The 17,533-nt window shown below is 59.5% G+C and carries 17 protein-coding genes; 9 read left to right on the top strand and 8 right to left on the bottom strand.

What is annotated here, in order from left to right:
• Positions 1-62 precede the first annotated feature (62 nt).
• From ACK83U_RS11175 to ACK83U_RS11165, 3 genes are all read left to right on the top strand, one after another.
• A complete protein-coding gene (locus tag ACK83U_RS11175) occupies positions 63-920 on the top strand; it encodes a GNAT family N-acetyltransferase (RefSeq protein WP_112605582.1) in 858 nt (285 codons plus the stop codon).
• Between the two features lie 271 nt (positions 921-1,191).
• Positions 1,192-2,487, top strand: coding sequence for an adenylosuccinate synthase (locus ACK83U_RS11170; RefSeq protein WP_112604440.1), 1,296 nt, complete (start codon positions 1,192-1,194; stop codon positions 2,485-2,487).
• A gap of 61 nt (positions 2,488-2,548) precedes the next feature.
• The gene (locus ACK83U_RS11165) at positions 2,549-4,927 is read left to right on the top strand and encodes a hypothetical protein (protein ID WP_112604442.1); all 2,379 of its coding nucleotides are present in this window, start codon (positions 2,549-2,551) and stop codon (positions 4,925-4,927) included.
• A gap of 84 nt (positions 4,928-5,011) precedes the next feature.
• Here the strand turns inward: ACK83U_RS11165 and rpoH are convergent, their stop codons facing one another.
• Both rpoH and ACK83U_RS11155 read right to left on the bottom strand, forming a co-directional pair.
• Positions 5,012-5,920, bottom strand: a complete 909-nt coding sequence (gene rpoH, locus ACK83U_RS11160) for an RNA polymerase sigma factor RpoH (protein WP_015340865.1) — start codon at positions 5,918-5,920, stop codon at positions 5,012-5,014.
• Positions 5,921-6,286: 366 nt separating this feature from the next.
• Positions 6,287-7,312 carry an RluA family pseudouridine synthase gene (locus ACK83U_RS11155; protein ID WP_112604444.1) on the bottom strand — a complete coding sequence of 342 codons (1,026 nt, stop codon included), beginning with the start codon at positions 7,310-7,312 and terminating at the stop codon, positions 6,287-6,289.
• A 49-nt stretch (positions 7,313-7,361) separates the two neighbouring features.
• Between ACK83U_RS11155 and ACK83U_RS11150 the strand changes: the two genes are divergently transcribed.
• A complete protein-coding gene (locus tag ACK83U_RS11150) occupies positions 7,362-7,739 on the top strand; it encodes a hypothetical protein (protein ID WP_112604446.1) in 378 nt (125 codons plus the stop codon).
• Positions 7,740-7,749: 10 nt separating this feature from the next.
• Positions 7,750-8,580, top strand: a complete 831-nt coding sequence (locus ACK83U_RS11145; protein ID WP_112605585.1) for a TrmH family RNA methyltransferase — start codon at positions 7,750-7,752, stop codon at positions 8,578-8,580.
• Positions 8,581-8,701: 121 nt separating this feature from the next.
• Here the strand turns inward: ACK83U_RS11145 and ACK83U_RS11140 are convergent, their stop codons facing one another.
• Together ACK83U_RS11140 and ACK83U_RS11135 are read right to left on the bottom strand one after the other, a co-directional pair.
• On the bottom strand, positions 8,702-9,913 hold the full coding sequence (locus ACK83U_RS11140) for a hypothetical protein (RefSeq protein ID WP_112604448.1): 1,212 nt from the start codon (positions 9,911-9,913) through the stop codon (positions 8,702-8,704).
• Between the two features lie 186 nt (positions 9,914-10,099).
• Positions 10,100-10,711, bottom strand: coding sequence for a DUF1134 domain-containing protein (locus ACK83U_RS11135; RefSeq protein ID WP_112334931.1), 612 nt, complete (start codon positions 10,709-10,711; stop codon positions 10,100-10,102).
• 300 nt (positions 10,712-11,011) lie between these two features.
• On the opposite strand from ACK83U_RS11135, the gene chpT reads away from it, so the two are divergent.
• Positions 11,012-11,668 (top strand): histidine phosphotransferase ChpT, encoded by a 657-nt coding sequence (chpT, locus tag ACK83U_RS11130; RefSeq protein WP_015340859.1) that lies wholly within the window; start codon positions 11,012-11,014, stop codon positions 11,666-11,668.
• A 201-nt stretch (positions 11,669-11,869) separates the two neighbouring features.
• Positions 11,870-12,232: a response regulator gene (locus ACK83U_RS11125; RefSeq protein ID WP_112334930.1), complete on the top strand. Its 363-nt coding sequence runs from the start codon at positions 11,870-11,872 to the stop codon at positions 12,230-12,232.
• A 144-nt stretch (positions 12,233-12,376) separates the two neighbouring features.
• On the opposite strand, the gene ctrA is transcribed toward ACK83U_RS11125, so the two are convergent.
• Positions 12,377-13,078 carry a response regulator transcription factor CtrA gene (gene ctrA, locus ACK83U_RS11120; protein WP_069611718.1) on the bottom strand — a complete coding sequence of 234 codons (702 nt, stop codon included), beginning with the start codon at positions 13,076-13,078 and terminating at the stop codon, positions 12,377-12,379.
• Positions 13,079-13,519: 441 nt separating this feature from the next.
• Here ctrA and ACK83U_RS11115 point away from each other — a divergent pair, with 441 nt between their 5' ends.
• Complete coding sequence (locus ACK83U_RS11115) at positions 13,520-13,876, top strand: flagellar export protein FliJ (protein ID WP_075851407.1); 357 nt, start codon at positions 13,520-13,522, stop codon at positions 13,874-13,876.
• Positions 13,877-14,062: 186 nt separating this feature from the next.
• Here ACK83U_RS11115 and ACK83U_RS11110 read toward each other — a convergent pair whose 3' ends face one another.
• From ACK83U_RS11110 to cysQ, 3 genes are all read right to left on the bottom strand, one after another.
• A complete protein-coding gene (locus tag ACK83U_RS11110; protein WP_112604450.1) occupies positions 14,063-14,344 on the bottom strand; it encodes a GNAT family N-acetyltransferase in 282 nt (93 codons plus the stop codon).
• Between the two features lie 240 nt (positions 14,345-14,584).
• Positions 14,585-14,860 carry a DUF1153 domain-containing protein gene (locus ACK83U_RS11105; RefSeq protein WP_004107124.1) on the bottom strand — a complete coding sequence of 92 codons (276 nt, stop codon included), beginning with the start codon at positions 14,858-14,860 and terminating at the stop codon, positions 14,585-14,587.
• Between the two features lie 300 nt (positions 14,861-15,160).
• Positions 15,161-15,955 carry a 3'(2'),5'-bisphosphate nucleotidase CysQ gene (gene cysQ, locus ACK83U_RS11100; protein ID WP_112604452.1) on the bottom strand — a complete coding sequence of 265 codons (795 nt, stop codon included), beginning with the start codon at positions 15,953-15,955 and terminating at the stop codon, positions 15,161-15,163.
• A gap of 327 nt (positions 15,956-16,282) precedes the next feature.
• Between cysQ and ACK83U_RS11095 the strand changes: the two genes are divergently transcribed.
• Positions 16,283-17,533 carry a sarcosine oxidase subunit beta family protein gene (locus tag ACK83U_RS11095; protein WP_112604454.1) on the top strand — a complete coding sequence of 417 codons (1,251 nt, stop codon included), beginning with the start codon at positions 16,283-16,285 and terminating at the stop codon, positions 17,531-17,533.

Genomic DNA, 17,533 nt, shown 5'->3' with positions numbered 1-17,533 from the left:
ATGAATTGGGTGCGGTCGTGCGGCAGGGCGGCGGCGATATATGGGCGGTTCGGGACTTTTGCATGAAATCGACTTTTGCCGTGCGGACAATGCGGGCTGGCGAGCTGGAGCTTGCTCTGGAATGGGCTCGGCAAGAAGGCTGGAATCCCGGCATTGACGATGCACAGGCCTTCTGGGAGGCGGACCCGGCCGGCTTTCTGATCGGCGCCATCGGCGAGGTTCCCGTCGGTTGCATATCCGTCGTCCGCTATGGCGAGGCTTTCGCTTTCCTCGGTCTTTATATGCTTCATCCCGAGTTTCGCGGGAGGGGATATGGCAAGCAGCTCTGGAACAAGGGCATGACGCTTGCCGGCAATCGCGTCGTCGGGCTGGATGGGGTCGTCGCACAACAGGAAAATTACCGGCGGCACGGTTTCGAGATGGCTTATCGGACGCTGCGCTATGGCGGTATCCCCAAAGTACCTGAGGTGGATGAAGCGCAGGCAAGGCAGGTGACGCCCGTCGCGGACGGCAAGCTCGAGGCGCTGGTGCACTATGATGCTGAAATTTTCCCCGGCTTGCGTCACTCCTTCATCCGGGCCTGGTGCGGCGCTCCCCAAAGGCGGGCATCATTCATCGTTGGTGGTGGTAGCAGGGTTCGCGGTTACGGCACGATCCGCCGCTGTTTCGAGGGTTACAAGATCGGTCCGCTGTTTGCCAACAAGCCGGAGGTCGCGCTTGCATTGATGAGCAAACTGCTTGCCAAGACCAATGGGCAGTCGGTCTCTCTTGATGTGCCGGTCGATAATGTGCAGGCGATCAGGCTTGCGGAAGATTGCGGTCTGTCTCCGGTATTTGAGACGGCGCGCATGTATCGCGGCAAAGCACCGGAAATCCCGCTCGATCGCGTCTTCGGCGTCACCACGCTTGAGCTTGGTTAGCTGCTCTTGATCCAGCGCCGCGCGAGGCCTTAACGATGGCGTTGCCCTAGCGGTCAAGCCGAGTTTTGATGAGCAGGGATCGCCTTCGGAGAGGGCCGTTGAAAGGCCATCGGAACTGCGACAGGGGAAAAATCCTGTTGGAGGCGCTGATTCGTCATGCAAAAAGCCGAATCTCCTGAGACAACAGGGTCGCTTTCCCAAAAACAAAGCTTTATAGATGCGCGGGTTTGAGCAAGGCGCGCCGCCGCGCGCAGGAAGCGGGATTGGATAAATGACGAATGTTGTAGTGATCGGCTCGCAATGGGGTGACGAAGGCAAGGGCAAGATTGTCGACTGGCTTTCGGAACGCGCCGATGTGATTGTACGCTTTCAGGGCGGTCATAATGCCGGTCATACGCTTGTTGTCGATGGTGTCAGCTACAAGCTTGCGTTGCTGCCCTCCGGGCTCGTGCGCGGCAAGCTCAGCGTCATCGGCAACGGCGTGGTCGTCGATCCTCATCATTTCGTCGCGGAGGTCGAAAAGCTGCGCGCCCAGGGCGTTGCCGTTACCCCCGACGTGCTGCGTATCGCCGAGAACGCGCCGCTGATCCTGTCGCTACACCGCGATCTCGATGCCATGCGCGAAGACGCTGCTTCCAATAGCGGTACGAAGATCGGCACGACGCGCCGCGGCATTGGCCCGGCCTATGAGGACAAGGTCGGCCGCCGCGCCATTCGCGTCATCGACCTTGCCGAACCGGAAACGCTGCCTGCCAAGATCGACCGGCTGCTGACGCATCACAATGCGCTGCGCCGCGGCATGGGCGTCGACGAAATCTCCTTTGACGCCCTGCACGAGGAACTGAGCTCCGTAACGGAGCATATTCTTCCCTATATCGATCAGGTCTGGCGCTTGCTCGACGAGCAGCGCAAGGCTGGTGCCCGCATCCTTTTCGAAGGAGCGCAGGGCGCTCTCCTGGACAATGATCACGGCACCTATCCGTTCGTGACCTCGTCCAACACGGTCGCCGGTCAGGCCGCTGCCGGCTCGGGCCTCGGCCCGACGGCGCTCGGCTATGTGCTTGGTATCACCAAAGCCTATACGACCCGCGTCGGCGAGGGGCCTTTCCCTTGCGAATTGCATGACGAGATCGGCAACCATCTGTCGACCGTCGGCCGCGAAGTGGGCGTCAATACCGGCCGTCCGCGCCGCTGCGGTTGGTTCGATGCCGTACTGGTGCGCCAGACCGTCAAGACTTCCGGTATTACCGGCATTGCGCTTACCAAACTCGACGTGCTCGACGGTCTGGACGAGCTGAAGATCTGCGTCGGTTACAAGCTGGACGGCAAGGAAATCGATTATCTGCCGGCAAGCCAGGCAGCGCAGGCCCGCGTCGAGCCGGTCTACATCACGCTCGAGGGCTGGAAGGAATCGACTGTCGGCGCCCGCAAGTGGGCCGATCTGCCGGCGCAGGCGATCAAATATGTGCGTCAGGTGGAAGAGCTGATCGGCGCGCCTGTGGCGCTGCTTTCGACCAGTCCGGAGCGCGAGGACACCATACTTGTGACCGACCCCTTTGAGGGCTAGAGTTGCGCATCTATGACGAATCCCGGCCCGGCTGCACACCGGGCATCATGAGAAAGTACTGATGGCGGATTTTGTAGCAGTTATTCGACGGGCCGTTGACGGCCTGACGGACAATACTCCCGAAATGCGGGTCAAGGTTTACGATCGAGCTCGTGGTGCCGTGCAACGGCAGCTCGAGAGCATGAAGCCGCGCCCGCCCGAGGAAATGCTGCGTCGCCAGCTCGACAAGCTTGAGGCAGCCATCGTCGAGGTCGAGGCCGAACATGCCGAGGCTTTGCCGGGTAGCGAGGAGCCGCCGGTTGCGGAAGCGCCCGCGCCGCATGAAGAGGTCGCTTCCGAGCCCGCTCACGACCATCATGAGCCTGGGGAAGCCCATGCCGAGCCGCATGAGGAAGAGCCTGCGCCGGCACCGGCCGAGGTTCATGCCCATGAGGAGCCGGACGCTGTTGCTCCGATCGAGGAAGAGCCGGCTTATGAGGCGCCGGCCGCGCACGTCGAAGAGCGGCATGCGCAGGAACACGAGTCCATCGAGGAATGGAGCGAGCCGCAGCCGTCAGGCGAGCCTTTTGCTCCGGCTGCCGAGCATGTCGGCGCTGAACATCATGCCGAGGCTCGCGAGGAGCCGGCCCCTGAGCCGGTTTACCATGAGGAGCCGCAGAGACATTGGGAAGAGCCGCAACAGCATGCGGAGCTGCACCATGTGGAAGAAGCGCCGGCAGTCGCTGCAGCAACCGCGCAGCATGTGCCGCCAAGGCAGGTAGACGATGTCATAAGCCAGGTCGAGCAGATCTGGGCGGAAGTGGATGCGCCTGCCTCCCACACCGCGCCCGAACCGGAGACGGCCCGTCATACCGACCCGGTCATGCCGGCCGCAGCTTTTACGGAAGCGCCCTTTGGCCAACCGGTCGAAGGGCCGGTCAATTCCAAGGCACCCGCCGTCAACACGGGCTTTACCTGGGACGCGGATGTTTTCGAGGAAATGCAGCCGGCATCGGCGGTTTCCAAGCGCGCGCAGCAGCCAGCTCGGCAAATGCCCGAAAATGCCTTCGATGATGTTGATCTCTTTGCGGATGTGCATCCGTCCAGGAAAGCGGCGTCCGAAGCCGATGCAAACAATGACGGCTGGCGCGAACTCAAGGAGCTTGCCGGCTTCGACAAACGCGCTGAAGACGACCGTGGCGATGGCTCCGCCGTTCCGCCCGATCTCGATCAGGCGATGGCGGCGAAGCTGCAGGGCCGCAGCTTCCGCATGGAACCGAAGCGTCGCCGGATCAATGTTACCGGTATCATCGTCACGCTCGTCGGTCTTGCCGTCGTTGGAGGCGGTGGCTACGCAGCTTGGCTGAACCGGGACGCACTCAACAATATGGCGACGAAGCTCGTCAGTTCCGCACCGAAGAATGCGACGGCACCCTCGACGTCGGATACGGCCGGCAGCAATACGCCGAACAACGGCAATGCTGCAGCCCCTGCCCAGCCGACGACCGCGCCCCAGCAGACCAATACGGCCGCTCAGCAGCCGGGTGCCGCAGCATTGGCCAGCGATCCAAATACGGTCAATACGAAGTTCACGCAGCGTCTCCTGGCGAATGGTACCGAAGAGGATAAAGGTCCCGCTCCAACCGGGCAGCCCGGCCTCGTTGAAGGCAAGTCCGTCGCTGAACAGAATGTTGCCTCTGCGGCACCTGCAGCCACGGCAACGCCGCCGGCCGCCAACAATGCCGGCGCGGCTGCTCCACAGACCCAGGCGCCCGCAACCGCCACGTCGAATACGCCATCTGCCTCTACGGATCAGCAGGCACCTGCCGCCAACCAGCAGCAACAGGCGGCCGCCAACCAGCCGCCGCCCGTGACTCAGCAGACGGCTCCGGCAACCGACGGACAGAAGGTTTTCCTCTATGAGGAGCGCCTCGGCCAGACGTCGCCCACGGCCTTCCAGGGCACGGTCAGCTGGTCGCTGCAGGAAGGCAAGGGGGCCGACGGCCGACCGGAGCCTTCGGTGCAGGGTCTCATTACCGTTCCGGATCGCGGCCTGACCGCGACGATCACAGTTTCGCGGAACTCGGATTCCTCGCTGCCGGCGAGCCATCTGATCGAGCTTGCCTTCCAGGTGCCGCCGAATTTCGAAGGCGGCGCGATCGACAACGTTCAGCGCGTCGCACTGAAGGCGACCGAGCAGGATCGCGGCGATGCGTTGATCGCGGTTCCGGCCAAGGTTACCGACGATGTCTATATGGTGGCGCTCAACGATTTCCCGGATGCGCGCAAGACCAATCTCGATCTGTTGAAGAGCCGCAACTGGATCGATATTCCAGTGGTCTATCGTAACGGTCGCCGGGCGCTGTTGACCATGGAAAAAGGCCCGACCGGAACGGATGCCTTCAACAAGGCGATTTCGGAGTGGCAGGCGCTTGGCGGCGTCGCCTCGAGCGGCCAGTAAGCCAGCGGACATCTATGGATATGGAAAAGGCAGGCTTTTGGCCCGCCTTTCTTTTATCGGTCAAAATCTTCTGTGAAGGAAACGTTACGCAGTTGCTTCGACAACGCGCAGGGCCTTGGCACGTTCTAGCGCATCCTTCTGGACGGCTTCCTGCACCTTTTCGAAGGCGCGAACCTCGATCTGGCGCACGCGTTCGCGGCTAATGTCGAACTCGGACGACAGGTCCTCCAGCGTTACCGGTTCCTCGGCGAGGCGGCGTGCCTCGAAGATCCGGCGTTCACGGTCGTTCAGCACGCCCATGGCGCGCGCCAGCATGCGGCGGCGGGTATCAAGCTCGTCCTGTTCGATCAGCACGTCTTCCTGGCTGTCGTGATCATCGACGAGCCAATCCTGCCACTGGCCGGAATCACCTTCTGAAGCCTTGATCGGTGCGTTCAGCGAAGCGTCGCCGGACAGGCGGCGGTTCATCGAAACGACCTCTTCCTCCGAGACGTTCAGCTTCGTGGCGATCTCGGTGACATGCTCCGGCTTCAAATCGCCGTCATCGATGGCCTGGATGCGGCCCTTCAGGCGGCGCAGGTTGAAGAACAGGCGCTTCTGGTTGGCCGTCGTGCCCATCTTCACCAGCGACCACGAGCGCAGGATGTACTCCTGGATAGAGGCCTTGATCCACCACATGGCATAGGTTGCTAAACGGAAACCGCGTTCCGGGTCGAACTTCTTGACGGCCTGCATCAGGCCGACATTGCCTTCAGACACGACTTCGCCAATCGGCAGGCCATAGCCGCGATAGCCCATAGCAATCTTCGCCACGAGGCGCAGATGGCTGGTGACGAGCTTATGTGCAGCCTGACGGTCGGCATGTTCAGCGTAGCGCTTGGCGAGCATATACTCTTCCTGCGGCTCCAGCATCGGGAACTTGCGGATCTCGTCGAGATAACGATTGAGGCCGGCTTCTCCGGCAGCGATGGACGGTAAGGTATTACGGGCCATGATCTTGCACCCTCCTATTCGAGATTTGGTTCCTTCTGGGGGCGTATTTTGAGCGCCTTCTGCGAAGCGGACCAAGGCGTACGGGTCCTGCGACCCCGCACTTAACCAATGTAAAGATAAGTACGGCAAAACGGTGATTCAAGGATGTGGTCACGCAAGTGTTATCTCGGCGTGACCGCAGGTCTCGCCGGAACATCGCCCTTGGGATTATCCTCCCGAACAATCCAGCGCCATGCGGCATGACCATGTCGACCTCCCAAACGCAGTCGCGTTTTCGGTCAGCACAGGCGCTCGGACATCGGTCCTTCATACGCGATATTATAGGGCGGAAGGGGACGGACGTCCAGTCATTGTGATGTTCGGCGCCTATCCTCTGAGCGCCGCCGCCAGCTCTTCCATATCCTCAGGCAAAGGTGCCTCGAAATGCATGACTTCGCCGGTACGGGGATGCTCGAATTGCAGCATGTAGGCATGCAGTGCCTGGCGCGTGAAGCGATGGACGGCCTGTTTTGCGGCTTCCGGCAGGAGATTGGCCTTGGTCTTGAAGCCACCACCGTAAACGGCATCGCCGAGCAGCGGGTGGCCGATATGCGCCATATGCACACGGATCTGGTGCGTTCGGCCGGTTTCCAGATGGCATTCGATCAGTGAGGCAAGCGCGGTCGCGTCCGGTGTCTCGTGAAAGCGCTCCAGCACCTCGTAATGCGTGATCGCCTCGTCGGCATCCTGCGAATCCGGGCGCTTGACGGCGCGGCGCGTGCGGTCGCTGCTTGACCGGCCGAGAGGGGCATCGATGGTGCCGACGAGTTGGCGAGGGCGTCCCCAGACGATTGCCTGATAGGCACGCTCGAGCGAAGTCGTGCGGCCGTGATCGGCAAATTGTAAAGAGAGATGTCGGTGAGCCACGTCATTCTTGGCGACGACCATGACACCGGTTGTATCCTTGTCCAGCCTATGAACGATGCCCGGGCGGCGGACGCCGCCGATGCCGGAAAGGCTGTTGCCGCAATGATGGATCAGCGCGTTGACCAATGTTCCGGTCCAATTGCCTGCACCGGGATGAACAACCAATCCCGCGGGCTTGGAGATGACGATGACATCGTCGTCCTCGTAGAGCACGTCGAGCGGGATATCTTCGCCCTGCGGTGTCGGATCTTCAGGCTCGGGCAGCGTGATCTCATAGACGTCGCCGGGGCGCACCTTGCGTTTGGCGTCTGTCACCGCAGCGCCCTTGAGCGTAACGGCGCCGTCCTTGATGAGTCCTTGCACGCGGCTGCGGGAAAATTCCTCGCCGATCTCGGCCGTCAGCCAGGAATCGAGCCGTCCTTCAGCATTTTCATCGGCGGTTAGGACTTTTCTATTGTCCACGGCTTCTTTAAAGGGGTCGCTCAAACATATTCTCCGGCGCACAAAGCGCTCTACTGGAAGCAAGGACGCATCGATGACGAATCTCGAGCCAGACGATCAAGAGGAAAAGCCCCTCGATCCGGCCCTGGAGAAAGTCCGACGCAAGATGATCCGCCTGCAGATCGTCTCTGCGGCCGTCATGGTGGTGAGCCTTATGGCTGTCTTCGGCGCCGTTGTCTACAAGACGATGAAACCGGCGGCCAAGCCTGCGGGCCAGGCGGCGTCCAGCATCCCGTCCGATGCCCCGCTTGCTGTGACGGCTCTATTGCCGGCGGGCTTTACGGTGCAGTCCACGGCGCTGTCGGGCAATCAGGTGCTGTTCTACGGCACGCTTGCCAGCGGCCAGCGCCAGGCCATAGTCTTCGATTACGGTATCGGCCGCATCGTGGCGACCATATCGCTATCCAACTGACGGCTTCATGATGGCGAGTGAGCGGCTGATCGAGATTAGGCATCCCGACGATCCGCGTATCGCCGAATTCCGCAATATCCGCGAACGCGATCTGACGGGTCGAGAGAACCGCTTCATAGCGGAAGGGACTGTCGTGCTGCGGCTTCTCGCCGGCGTGCATGCGGCGGCCGGAGATTTCCTCGCTGAGAAAGTGCTGTTGCTCAAAAACCGCATAGCTGGCTTGAGCGATATCATCGACACCTTCCCATCGGATGTCCCGATCTATGTCGCCGAAGCTGAGGTGCTCGACGGTATTGTCGGCTTCCATCTCCATCGCGGTGTTCTGGCCCTGGGGCGTAGAACAGCGGAAGATGGGACGAGCGGTCTATTCGATCGCCTTCCAAAGCAATCGCTCGTGCTCGTCGGCTGCGGCATTTCCAATCATGACAATATGGGCTCGATGTTCCGCAATGCCGCGGCCTTCGGCGCCGCTGCCGTGCTGCTGGACGAAAGCTGTTGCGATCCGCTCTATCGCAAGGCTTTGCGGGTTTCGGTCGGCTCGATCCTGACCGTGCCCTATCGGCGGCAATCAGGCAGCGTTCAGCTGCTTGCGGGGCTTGCCGCGCGCGGATTTGCGATCTGGAGCCTGTCGCCGCGAGGTGCGGTCGATATTCGCAATGTCCCGGCTTCGGAGCGCATGGCGCTCGTGGTCGGCACGGAAGGGGATGGCTTGCCCGAAAGCATTCTCTCCGCATTCGGCAGCGTGCGGATTCCGCAGGCGCCGGGATTGGATAGCCTTAATGTCGCAACGGCGAGTGGTATCGCCCTTTTCGAGATGGCCGCGAAGAACGGGCGCATCTGAGCAGGTTGCTCTTTAGAGCATTTCCGCTTTTCTTCGAATCGCGAAAACGCTCTATCTTCTTGTTTTTACGCAGTTCCGGACGCAAAATCGCTTCGCACTTTTGCTGGAACTGCTCCAGAGCTCAGGGGTGCTTCGGCAGTATGGCGGCGACGCGGTCGGCGAGGCTGATGCGGGCGCCGGGTTCGGCGGGCTCCCGATCCTTGGGCAGCAGATTGAAGATCGGCGAACCATCTCCTTCCTTGAGCGCCGTCAGGGCGACCATGTTGGCGGCGATCTTGGCGATTTCCTCGCGCATGGCATCGTCATGGGCCGGCGTGCGGGCTTTCAGCAGGCGGTCGGACAAGGCGGCGGCTCGGTTGCGAACCTCTTCTGTCATCAGAGCGATTTCATCTTCCACTGTTCGTTCCGGTTCCATTGCCTGCGGCGGCTCGGTTATGGCACGCTGTTCATCTGCTTTGCTCTCGACTATCGATGCGGCAGCGAGTTTCGGTGTTTTTGCCGTCTTTCTCGGCGGCGCGAGGCCGGCGGAACGCAGCGCCTTGCCGGCTTCCTTCGATTCCTTGATGGCTGCTTCCAGCCGCTCCCTGAGGCGGACGACGTCCTGCGCGTGGCGCTCGATCGCGGTTTCCTTGTCGGCATTGCCGGCGATCTCGCGGTTGAGTCGTTCTTCGAGACGCTTGTTCTTGTCACTTTCCTGACGCAGCGATTGTTCGGCATCCGTAGCGCGCAGGTTTGCCGCATTCAGATCCTGGCGCAACGTATCGCGCTCGTCGCGCAATGTGTTGATGCGCAGCTTCAGGCTCTCGATTTCGGTTTCGCGGGCTGCCAGATCGATCCTGAGATTATCGGCATCGGCACCCATCTTCGTCATCCGTTTGCGCACGCTGTCGATATCCGCTTCTTTCTCCGCATTGGCCTGCTCGGCGGCGTGGATGCTCGATTTCAGCTGGCTGATATAGCTCTCTTCATGGCGCAGGCGCGAGCGCAGTTCGCCTGCCTCCACCTCCAGATCGTCGATGCGGGTCCGCAACTCCGAGCCTGCGGCGGAAAGACGGCTTGCTTCCTGCTGAAGCTTGCCGTTCTGAATCTGCAGGGCAACGATCTTATCGCGTTCCTGCGTCAGAGCATGTTCTGTCCGCGCGTTTTCGGCCGCGAAAAGCGCGCGTGCCATGTCCTTCTGCGCGCGCACTTCCTGCGGGCTCAAGGGCATGGTCGCCTTCAGACGTTTCTCGGTGAACCAGACGATGCGACGATGGATTGCCGGCGCTATGAGAAAGACCAGTAGAGCGGCCGTCAGAAAGCCCAATCCGAACAAGAGAGCAAATTGAATCACGACGCAGCCAGTATCCTGGAGTTATGTTCGATCTTGGTAAAATGATTAATCATGGGTTAGCCATGCGGGCAAGCATTTAACGCGGATATGGTTTATCGGCGCGGGGACGAATTTACGGAAAGAAAAGGCCCGCAACTGAAGCGGGCCAAGGCGTGCGCTGCTTGGGAGATCGTATCAAAGATCGGTTCAGAAAGGATTCCAGGTCGGGTTCGGCGTGACCTTCAGATAACCCATGTTGATGCCGAGGCGTGCGCCAAGGCCGGTGCGGATCGGAACGAGCACGATATTGTTGTTCTTGAGGACCGTCATGCCAAAGCCGGCAACCACGAAAGCCTGGCCGCTGACGCCGCCGAAGCGCGTATAAACGCTGTTGATGCTCGGCAGATCGTAGACCAGCATCATGACGCGGGTGCCCTGGCCGCCATAGTCGAAGCCGAGCGAAGGTCCCTGCCAGTAGAGCGGATGCTCGCCGGCATTTTTCGTGTTCAACTGGCCTTCGCCATAGGTGAGGCCAGCCAGGAACGCGCCTGAGCCTTCCTGGCCAAGGATGTAGCCGTTTGGCAGGCCATATTGCTGGAAGGCCCGCTCGACCACCTTTGCAAGGCCGCCGCTGGTGGAGCCGAAGAAGGAGTGGCCGGCATCGACGATTTCCTGGGCCGAATACTGATTGGTGGGCGCGGCCGCCGCCTGACGGACCGGCAATGCGAAACTCACGAATGCGACAATGGCCAGAATCAGGCCGAGGCCGAGCGTTCTGGTGCCGGGGCTTGGCATTCTCTTCAGGATTTCATAGCGCATGGAAGTCTTCCGTTCATCATGGTCGGTAGTCGGGGCAGGTAAGCACGACGCATTCGAAAAATTGCGCCAAGCACTGCGCACCCCTTATCTCAGACTTTCCACCCCTCCATCGCCGGACGATTCGCGTGCGAAAAAGTCTGATGGTGATGAATGCATTTTGCGTCGATGGTCTTAACAATCGGTTTACCAAATATGGTGTCATTATGGCGCGCGGTACACTGGCTGCGAAACCCTCGAGCAACCTTACCGTGGCAAGGTGGACCTATTCGCTTTGCCCTGTCAGCATTCAGGAGACAATGAATGTCGAAAAATCCCAATCTCGCTCTGACCGGACCGGATCTGGCCGCGCTGCTTTGCAGCCGCGTCTGCCATGATGTGATCTCGCCGGTCGGGGCGATCAACAATGGTCTGGAGCTGCTCGACGAGGGTGGTGCCGACGCCGATGCGATGGATCTGATCCGCACCAGTGCGCTCAACGCATCCGTCCGGCTCAAATTCGCCCGCCTTGCCTTCGGTGCGTCCGGTTCGGTCGGCGCCTCGATCGACACCGGCGAAGCGGAACGGGCCGCCAAGGATTTCGCCGCGGCCGAGAAGAAGACCGAGGTCACCTGGATCGGCCCGCGTGCGATCATCGCCAAGAACCGCGTGAAGCTGCTGCTCAATCTCTTCCTGGTTGCCTATGGCGCCATTCCGCGCGGCGGCAATATCGAGGTGACACTCGAAAATCCTGAGTTCGATGCCAAGTTCACGATCGCCGTCAAGGGCCGGCTGATGCGCGTGCCGCCGAAATTCGCCGAGATCTGCTCCGGCACGCTGGAGGAGGCGGTCGACGCACATTCGATCCAGCCCTACTACACGGTGCTTCTTGCCGAGGAGAGCGGCATGGAACTTTCCTATAATGCGACGCCGGAGGAACTGACCTTCGTTGCGACCATGGCTGCTCAAGCCGCGCAATAAGCGGGTCGATCCATCGACGTTTTCGCCCGCAGTCGGTCATCGGCTGCGGGTTTATTATTTCGTGTATCGAAAATTCTGTGCAATCTTGAGGTTGTTCGCGCAATTGATAATGTAACGGTAACGAATCCTTAGTTTGCTGCTCCTATCGTTTCAATTTGAAGCCGACATCGATGATGGCGGCTGATGCCAGGGAGCTCACACATGCAGCGGTTCATGATAACGGACACGTCGGATGTCGTACGCAAGGTCGGCAAACGAATTTTGTCCGAGCTGGATTTTCTCGTGAGCGAAGCCGGAGACGCGCGCGAAGCGCTGATGCGCTGCCAGGCCGAAATGCCTGACTATCTGATCGTCGATGCCGGCATGGAAGGGGCGCTTGAGCTCATCGCCAGCATCCGCGCCATGCCTGATGGCAAGGATGTGAAGATCTATTACTGCGTAATCGAGGCCGATCTTCGCAAGCTGATGGCCGGGAAGCGCGCGGGTGCGACGGATTTTCTGCTGAAGCCCTTCGATCGCAAGATTCTCACGGCCATCTTCGGCAATCGCGCCGCTGCCGCCTGATTTCAACGAGGCATATCACTGCAACGACCGATAGCCGTCCTTTCGAGGCGGCTATTTTTGCTTTTCATCGTGGGGGCGCGCATAAAAAATCCCGCCTCGAAGGGCGGGATTTTGCATATTCGGCGGTAAAGGTGGGGAGGCGGCTCAGGCGCTTTCGGCGAAATCGCTGCTGTCGGGCTCGCGCAGCACATAGCCGCGGCCCCAAACGGTTTCGATGTAGTTGGCGCCGCCGGCGGCGTTTGCGAGCTTCTTGCGGAGCTTGCAGATGAAGACGTCGATGATCTTCAGTTCCGGTTCGTCCATACCGCCATAAAGGTGGTTGAGGAACATTTCCTTGGTGAGCGTCGTGCCCTTGCGCAGCGAGAGCAGCTCCAGCATCTGATATTCCTTGCCGGTCAGATGCACGCGCTGGCCGCCGACTTCGACGGTCTTGGCGTCGAGGTTGACGATGAGTTCGCCAGTCATGATCACCGACTGGGCATGGCCCTTGGAGCGGCGGACGATGGCGTGAATACGGGCGACCAGTTCATCCTTATGGAATGGCTTGGTCATGTAGTCGTCGGCGCCGAAGCCGAGGCCGCGAACCTTGTCCTCGATGCCGGCCATGCCGGAGAGGATGAGGATCGGCGTCTTGACCTTCGAGAGGCGCAGCGTGCGCAGCACTTCGTAGCCAGACATATCGGGAAGATTGAGATCAAGAAGAATGATGTCGTAGTCGTAGAGCTTTCCGAGATCCACGCCTTCCTCACCGAGATCGGTGGTATAGACGTTGAAACTTTCGGATTTGAGCATCAGCTCGATGCTCTGCGCTGTCGCGCTATCGTCTTCAATGAGTAGAACCCGCATAATTGTCCCCTTTACCGCCGCCGAAAGGTCGTCAGCCCCTTAACGCGATACCGATCAAATCACTGCTTGATTTGGAAGCTGCCATGTAATGGTTAACAAATTCTGATTCACTCTGGCAAGTCGTATCGAATTTATTAAATAATTTTTCCATTGCACTGTTTTCCAACGACAATCAGTAAAATCGACTCCTAAAGTATCGCATTAACAACCGACGCCAAGTGATTCATCTGACTCACCAATGCCGACATGTCGAATTCCGACCACACCATTTACCGAGCCTTAAATCATTACGCCTATCATTAACGATGCCCGTAAACGAAAGGTTACCAGCGGTAGGCTTTTATTAAGATCGCTGGAAATTTTTTTAACCAAGCCGTCTCAAAGCGGTTCGGCGAACGGGAATATCGAGAGCCGGGGTCTCGCATCACGGGAGTAATGCGTATGAAGTCACGTGAGAGCCTTGTTCGCCTGAAAGAGTTTCAGGTGAACGAAAAACGCCGTCAGCTGCAGCAGCTGCAGATGATGATGGCGGAATTTGACCGCATGACGAAGGAGCTGGAAAGCCAGATCGTCGTCGAGGAGAAGAAGTCCGGCATTTCCGATCCGAGCCATTTTGCCTACCCGACCTTTGCCAAGGCTGCCCGCCAGCGTGCGGACAATCTGCAGGTATCGATCCGGGAACTGCAGGTTCAGGAAGAGGCGCTGGAAAATTCGCTCGAGGAAATGCAGGCCGAATATGCCAAGGCCGCAGCGCTCGAAGAGCGTGATGGTTCGGGTCCGGCGCGGGCACGCGCCTGAGATCGCAATTCCGTCGCTCCTTCGGATCAAGCATCAAGGTGTTGCGGTGCAGGTCCATCTTCGGAGTGTGAAGGTATAGCGGCGGTACTGAAAGCTGCGCATGACTGGCCGTGACGGGGCCGGCCATGCGCAGCTTTTGCGTTTTGAGGAGTAATCCGGCCGATTGGACGGATTATTGCCTGAGTGTCAGAGATTGACGACGTCGCGCCAGTCATCGTGGCGTTGTGCCTGCGCCTTGAAGAAGGGGCAGAGCGGGATGATCTTCCAGCCGCCGCGCCGTGCTTCCTCGACGGCGTGAAGCGACAGCGCCTGGCCGACCCCCTTGCCACGCAGGGCATCCGGCACGCCGGTATGATCGACGATGATCAGCTTGGGAGACGTGCGGGAAAAGGTCATTTCCGCCTCATGGCCTTCGACGGTTGCGACATAACGGCCGCCGGATGCGTTGTTTTCGTTGCGGATATCCATGATTTTCTCCCTTGTTGCGTCTTATGCAATAAGGATTGCATGTGCTCCGACATCTGCCAACCTTCGAGATTGTTAACGGATCGTCTTCGTTTAAGTCGATGTCGGAAATACGGATCCGGCGAGCCCATAGCGCTCCGCGGCCTGGACGCTAGGGGCGGCACTTCAACAAATAATTCGGGCCTCTTTCGCAACAAAAGAGGCCCGAACACAAATAGAATAAAGGTGGTGCTGTCGCTGCTGTCAGTGGCGATACTGCTGTATGCGGGTCGTCCGGAGGCCAGCGAGGCCATGGGTATTGATGGACGACTGCCAGGAGAGGAACTCTTCGACGGTCAACGTATAACGTTCGCAGGCTTCTTCCAAGCTCAGCAGACCACCACGCACGGCGGCGACAACCTCTGCCTTACGACGAATGACCCAGCGGCGCGTATTCGGCGGCGGAAGGTCTGCTATCGTCAGCGGGCTGCCATCGGGGCCGATGACATACTTCACTCGGGGACGTATCATTTCGGTCATTGGACTCTCTACACACACTCAAGACCACGTGTGGCACTCTAGCTTGCCACATTTAAAAATTGCCTAAGCACATGGTAAGACTTTGCTAATAATTTTAATCAATGTGGCGAAGTGCTGATTTGCGTATGTTTCGCCTGAGAAAAACGGGCAGAAGCCCCTGTTATTTCAGGGGAATTGCATTCATTCTATGATTTTTCGTCAGTGAAAACTTACGCTTTTAGGCCGAAATCTCGGCAGGCGCTCTACTGTTCTCCGGCTCGGAAGCGGGCTCCAGAACTGTTTTTACTTGCAAAAATAAACTTACGCCGAGACGCTGTGCTTCTGTCCGCCCCAGCAGATGAAGTGCGGATTGGCGAAATCGGCATCCTCGCTCTGGTCAGTCTTGCCGTAGGTCAAAAGGCGGCCTTCGATCGTGACCGTCTTGCCGCCCGCCGCCCGGAGCACGGCATCGCCGGCTGCCGTATCCCATTCCATGGTCCGGCCGAAGCGCGGATAGACATCGGCCTTGCCCTCGGCGAGGAGGCAGAATTTCAGCGACGAACCGATCGATGTGCAGCCGGAAACCGCATTGTCCGTGAGGAAGCCTTCGGTCTTGGCGTTGCTGTTGCAGCGGCTGGCGAGCGCGGTCAGCTTGGCCGGAGGTTCGCGCACGGCGATGGTCAAGCGGTCGGCAATGGAAAATTGCTCGTCGACGATCAGTTTGCGGGCACGGCCGGGTTCGCCGGTAAAAGCGACACCGAGCGCCGGCGCGTAGACGATGCCGATGATGGGGATGCCATCCTCGACATAGGCGATGTTGACGGTGAACTCGTCACGATGTTCGATGAATTCCCTGGTGCCGTCGAGCGGGTCCACCAGAAAGAAGGCGCGGCCGCGTACGTCCGGAATCTTGCCGGCGGCAACCTGTTCCTCGGCAATGGCGGGGATATGGGGAAAATCGCGTTCGAGGTGCCTGAGGATGATGTTTTCGGCGCGTTCGTCGGCCAGAGTGACGGGGCTCATGTCCTGCTTGAAGGCAACAGCATAGCCGGCACGATAGACCTCCAGAATGGCCTTTCCTGCTTCGAGCGCTGCCTTTTCAAATGTTGCGAGCATGTGCTTCTTCGTCTTCCGCGCGCGATCCGCGCCTGAATTCTCCGGACATTATATATAGGAAGTTGCGATTGCGAAGTTTAGATTTCCGATGCGCCGGCTCGTTTGCCTTAGCGCTTGCGCGAGGGCTTAGCAACAGCGCTCCATGTGGCGAGTTTCACATGCAGGCTTTTTCGCGGGTTGGCAGTGCATTCCTCTCAGAGCAGACACCGTCCATCACTGCGCATTCGGAAAAGAACATGTTCTGTTTGCGAAGCTTTTTCGTACTTTCGGGTCTTGTCGTTTTTATTGCATATGCGAATGTGCCGCCGGTAGTATCGGGATGAATGCATGCGTTATTCGGCTTATCAGCTTCTAAAACAGGCGTTTTCAGGCAATCGCCATTGGCAGCCGGTGTGGCGGACGCCGGAGCCGAAACCACATTATGACGTGATCATCGTCGGCGGCGGCGGGCATGGGCTGGCAACGGCCTATTACCTCGCCAAGGAATTCGGCATTACCAATGTCGCCGTGCTGGAAAAGAGCTACATCGGCTCCGGCAATGTCGGCCGCAACACGACGATCATCCGCTCCAACTATCTGCTGCCCGGCAACGAACCCTTCTACGAGTTTTCGATGAAGCTCTGGGAAGGGCTGGAGCAGGATTTCAATTACAATGCGATGGTGTCCCAGCGCGGTATCGTCAACCTGTTCCATTCCGATGGCCAGCGCGATGCCTATGCCCGGCGCGGCAATGCCATGCGCATGCACGGCGTCGATGCGGAACTGCTCAACCGCGAGCAGGTCCGCCGGATGATGCCTTACCTCAACTTCGACCATGCGCGCTTCCCGATCCTCGGAGGCCTCCTGCAGCGGCGCGGCGGTACGGCGCGGCACGATGCGGTCGCCTGGGGTTATGCACGCGGCGCCGACAGCCGCGGCGTCGATCTCATCCAGCAGTGCGAAGTGATCGGCATCCGCCGCGAAAACGGCGTCGTCACCGGCGTCGAGACCAATCGCGGCTTCATCGGCTGCAACAAGCTGGCGCTTGCGGCTGCCGGCCATACATCGATCCTCGGCAATATGGCCGATCTGGAATTGCCGATCGAAACGCATGTGCTGCAGGCCTTCGTTTCCGAAGGGCTGAAGCCTGTCATCGACAATGTCATCACCTACGGTGCCGGCCACTTCTATATCTCGCAATCCGACAAGGGCGGCTTGGTCTTCGGCGCCGATATCGACTATTACAGCTCCTATGCGCAGCGCGGCAATCTTGCGACCGTCGAGCACACGATGGAGGAGGGCGTGTCACTCATTCCCGGCCTGTCGCGCGTCCGCGTGCTGCGCACCTGGGGCGGCGTCATGGATATGAGCATGGACGGTTCGCCGATCATCGATCGCACGCCCATCGAAAATCTTTATCTGAACTGCGGCTGGAACTATGGCGGCTTCAAAGCGACGCCGGCCTCGGGCTTCTGCTTCGCGCATCTGATTGCCAAGGGCGAAAGCCACGATGTCAGCCGCCTTCTGCGTCTTGACCGCTTCGAGCGCGGCTTTGCGATCGACGAAGGCGGCAAGGGTCCGCAGCCGAACCTGCATTGA

Source organism: Rhizobium sp. WW22 (genome assembly GCF_047041135.1).
In the GTDB taxonomy this organism is placed as follows: domain Bacteria; phylum Pseudomonadota; class Alphaproteobacteria; order Rhizobiales; family Rhizobiaceae; genus Rhizobium.
Note: the sequence above shows the minus strand (reverse complement) of the source record. Positions and strands in the feature narration are given on the sequence as shown.